We start from the raw sequence: 4,612 nt of genomic DNA on the forward strand, positions 1-4,612 counted from the left end.
GCCCACGCCGCCGAGGAGGGACCGGCGTGGCACGTCACCGAGGTGCTGGACGTGCTGGGCGTGGAGCGCGTGGACCACGGCATCCGCGCGCTGGAGGACGCCGACGTCGTCGACCGCCTGGTGCGGGACCAGGTGCCGCTCACGGTGTGCCCCGTCTCCAACGTCCGCCTGCAGGCGGTGCCGTCGCTCGCCGCCCACCCGCTGCCGGCGATGCTCGCGGCCGGGCTCGCCGTGTCCTTGAACTCCGACGACCCGGCGTACTTCGGGGGCTACGTCGACGAGGTCGACGACGCCGTGACGGCCGCCTTCGGGCTCACGCGGGACCAGCGCGCCGACCTCGCCGCCGCCTCGTTCCGCGGCTCCTTCCTGGCACCGGCGCAGGTCGCGCGGCACCTGGCGGCCGTCGAGGAGTGGCGCACGGCAGGCTGAGCGGCTCTCGCGGGGATCGGTCCGAGCGCCGCTGCCGGGGTGCCCGTCGCGGGCCGAGGCGGCAACACGCACCCGGGACCTGCGGCGTCGCGGCCCGGACCCCGGGTACCGTGAGGGCATCATGGCGACCCGGACACCCGCCCGCAGGATCACCGGGACTCCGCGGGGCACGGCGAGAACGGGGCGGACCGCATCCGTGGCCGCCCCGACCCGGCGTGCGCCCGCCCGCAGCTCGTCCTCCGGCCGTTCCGGCAAGAGCACGGGCAAAGGCAAGGGCACGGGCCGCGGCGGCAACGGGCGTCGTGCACCGGCCCGTCCGGCGCGGTCGGGGCCGTCCTGGCCGGTCCGCGCCGTGCGGGGCCTGTACCTGGGCGTCGCGCACGGGCTCGGCAGCCTGACCCGCAGCATCACCAAGGGAGCAAGAGACCTGGAACCCGAGCACCGCCGAGACGGCGTCGCCTTCTTCCTCATCGCCCTCGCGCTGATCGTCGCCGCGCGGGAGTGGTGGGGGATCTCCGGCACGTTCGGCACCGTCGTGCACGCCGTCGTCGCCGGCACCGTCGGCCTGGCCGGCGTGGCCGTGCCCGTGCTGCTCCTGTGGCTCGGGTTCCGCGTCATGCGCCACCCCGAGCGAGCCCAGGCGAACTCCCGCGTCGCCATCGGGCTCGCCTTCCTCGTGGTGTCCGTGTGCGCGCTCGTCGCGATCGCGGAGGGCACGCCGGCGCCGAGCGACGGGTTCGCCGCCCTCCAGGACGCAGGCGGCATCATCGGGTATCTCGCGGCCACGCCGGTCGTGACGGGCCTGACCGAGTGGGTCGCCGTGCCGCTGTTCCTGCTGCTCGGGTTCTTCGGCCTGCTGGTCGTCACGGCCACGCCGGTGCACCGGATCCCGGAGCGGGTGCGTGGCCTGTACGACCGGCTCACGGGCAACCATCGCGACCCGGACGAGACCGCCGACGACGGGCTCGCCCTCGCCGAGGGTGTCTCCCGGCACGACGGCACCGACCCCGCGCCGCGCAAGAAGCGCACCCGCAAGACGAAGGCCGAGCGTGCGGCGGAGGCCGCCGAGGCCGCAGGCCTCGACGAGTACGTGGGCGACGAGGCCTTCGAGAAGGCGGCCACCCTGGAGAAGGAGGCGGCCGAGGCACGCGCGGCAGCCAGGAACGGGCAGGGGAAGGCCACCCAGCGCGTCGGGGCGGCCCCCGCGACCGCCCCGGTGGAGGCGGTCGGCGCCGCCACCACGGTGACCCGGTCGGACGAGGGGGCCGCGGCCCCGGCCGGCGACCTGCCGCCGATGGGGCGTGCCGAGCAGCCGATGCTCGACGGCGACACCGTCTACCTGCTGCCCGACGAGGAGTCGCTCGTCAAGGGCGCGCCGCACAAGACACGGTCCGCGGCGAACGACCGGGTGGTCGAGTCCCTCACGAAGGTCTTCGAGGACTTCGGCGTCGACGCGCAGGTCACGGGCTTCACCCGCGGCCCGACCGTCACGCGGTACGAGGTGGAGGTGGGTGCCAAGACCAAGGTCGAGCGCATCACCTCGCTGTCGAACAACATCGCGTACGCGGTCGCGAGCGCCGACGTGCGGATCCTGTCGCCCATCCCGGGCAAGTCCGCGATCGGCATCGAGATCCCGAACTCCGACCGCGAGACCGTCGTCCTCGGCGACGTGCTGCGGTCCTCGGCCGCCCGCCGCACCGAGCACCCGATGATCATGGGCGTGGGCAAGGACGTCGAGGGCGGCTACGTCGTCGCGAACCTCGCGAAGATGCCGCACATCCTGGTGGCGGGTGCCACGGGCGCGGGAAAGTCCAGCTTCATCAACTCGCTGATCACCTCGATCCTCATGCGGGCCACGCCGGAGCAGGTCCGGCTCGTGCTGGTGGACCCCAAGCGCGTCGAGCTGACGATCTACGAGGGCATCCCGCACCTCATCACGCCCATCATCACCAGCCCCAAGAAGGCCGCGGAGGCCCTCGACTGGGTGGTGCGCGAGATGGACGCCCGGTACGACGACCTCGCGACCTTCGGGTACAAGCACGTCGACGACTTCAACTCCGCCGTGCGCGCCGGCAAGGTGAAGCCGCTGCCCGGCTCCGAGCGCAAGATCGCTCCTTACCCGTACCTGCTGGTCGTGGTCGACGAGCTCGCGGACCTCATGATGGTCGCCCCGCGGGACGTCGAGGCCTCGATCCAGCGCATCACGCAGCTCGCGCGCGCCGCCGGGATCCACCTGGTGCTCGCCACCCAGCGGCCCTCGGTCGACGTCGTCACCGGCCTCATCAAGGCGAACGTGCCTTCCCGCCTCGCCTTCGCGACGTCCTCGCTGGCGGACTCGCGCGTGGTCCTGGACCAGCCCGGGGCCGAGAAGCTCATCGGCCAGGGTGACGCCCTCTTCCTGCCCATGGGCGCGGCCAAGCCGATGCGCGTGCAGGGCGCCTGGGTCACCGAGTCCGAGGTGCACAGCGTCGTCGAGCACGTGAAGGCGCAGCTCAAGCCCGTCTACCGGGAGGACGTCACCGCACCGGCCGCGGCCAAGAAGCAGGTCGACGAGGACATCGGCGACGACCTCGACCTGCTGCTGCAGGCGACCGAGCTGGTCGTGACCACGCAGTTCGGCTCGACGTCCATGCTGCAGCGCAAGCTGCGGGTGGGCTTCGCCAAGGCCGGCCGGCTCATGGACCTGCTGGAGTCGCGGGAGATCGTCGGGCCGTCCGAGGGGTCGAAGGCCCGCGAGGTGCTCGTGACGCCGGACGACCTGCCCTCGGCGCTCGCGCTGATCCGCGGGGAGACGCCCCAGGCGTACGACCAGGACGCCGACACCGCGGGAGGCGGAGCTCCCGCCGACCCCTACGCGGACGGCACGGACGGGCACGCCCCGCCCGTGGCCACCGACTACCACGACGACGCGGACACCGACCCCGAGCACGGCTGGCGCTGAGTCCGCGCCGGTCGGTCACCGTCCGTGCGGTACGACCCGTGGGGGCAGGCCCGTCGCCTCGGGGGGTCGGCGCCGCTCGCGCGCGACGTGGCCCACCGCGTCGGCGACCCGGTCCGCACGTGCCCCGAGCTCCGCACCGGACAGGGTCGTGCTCGCCGGGTCGTCCAGGACGTCGGGCAGCACGTGGACCTCGTGGCCCGCGGCGAGGTCCACCGTGGTCCCGGTCCAGCGCAGGGCCGACACCTGGGTCGGTTCGTCCGGCGCCTCCTGGGTGAACGTCGCGGTGAGGAGCACGCCGTTGCTCGTCCGGGCGTCGCAGCACGCGCTGCTCTGGTTGGACAGCAGGTTGCCCAGGCCGTACGCCACCCACATGCCGTGCCCGCCCGGCCCCCGCCCCACCCGGTCGATGCGCTGCGGCACGTGGGCGTGGTGCCCGATGACCAGGTCGACCTGCCGCGACCGCGCCAGACGACGGACCACGTCCTCCTGCTGGTCGGTGAGCGTCTCGGTGTACTCCGTCCCCGCGTGGAGGCTGACGACCACGACGTCGGCGCCGGCCCTGCGTGCGGCGCGCGCCTGGGCGACGAGGTGGTCGGCGTCGATGAGGTTCACCGCCCACGGCGCGTCCGCGGGCGTCGGGAGGCCGTTCAGCCCGTAGGTCGCCGCCAGGTGCGCCACCGTGATCTCCCGGCCGGCGCGCTCGAGCACGTACAGCTGGGGGGCGTCCTGCTCCGCGGCGCTCCGCGCCGTCCCCACGTGGCCCATGCCCTCGGCGTCCAGACGTCGCAGCGTGGCACGCACCCCGGGGTAGCCGCGGTCCACCGAGTGGTTCGACGCGGTGGAGCAGCCGTCCCAGCCCTGCTCGTGCAGGTCGCGCAGCAGCCCCGGCGGTGCGCCGAAGAGCGGGTAGCCCGTCGGCAGGGTCCCCTTCGGCGCCACAGGGACCTCCAGGTGGCACAGCGCGAGGTCGGCACCCCGCACCCAGCGGTCGAGGCCGGCGAGCAGCGGGGAGAAGTCGGGGTCCTGGCCGCCGCCCGCGGAGTCCACGACCGGCCCGTGGGGGAGCACGTCCCCCGCTGCCAGGAGGGTGAACACCGCGGGCCGCGGTGACGGGCTCGATGTCGGGCTGGATGCTGCGCTGGATGTCGGTGGGGCCGCCGGGGGCGTCGACCCCGCGCCCGGCACCCCCGGCGAGGCGCCGAAGAGGGTGCCGAGGCCGAACGCCCCGGCCACGCCGAGGAC

General features: G+C 74.3%; 3 protein-coding genes. 2 read left to right on the forward strand and 1 reads right to left on the reverse strand.

The features are described 5' to 3' along the window. A partial coding sequence (locus ACFT55_RS19160) for an adenosine deaminase (RefSeq protein WP_380245440.1) occupies positions 1-429 on the forward strand: 429 nt, incomplete at its 5' end. A gap of 196 nt (positions 430-625) precedes the next feature. Continuing rightward, entirely contained in the window at positions 626-3,370 is a 2,745-nt protein-coding gene (locus ACFT55_RS19165) for a DNA translocase FtsK 4TM domain-containing protein (protein ID WP_380245441.1), read from the forward strand. Positions 3,371-3,385: 15 nt separating this feature from the next. Here the strand turns inward: ACFT55_RS19165 and ACFT55_RS19170 are convergent. Continuing rightward, a partial coding sequence (locus ACFT55_RS19170) for a CapA family protein (RefSeq protein ID WP_380245442.1) occupies positions 3,386-4,612 on the reverse strand: 1,227 nt, incomplete at its 5' end.

It is taken from the genome of Isoptericola sp. NPDC057191, from assembly GCF_042670225.1.
Classification (GTDB): domain Bacteria; phylum Actinomycetota; class Actinomycetes; order Actinomycetales; family Cellulomonadaceae; genus Isoptericola.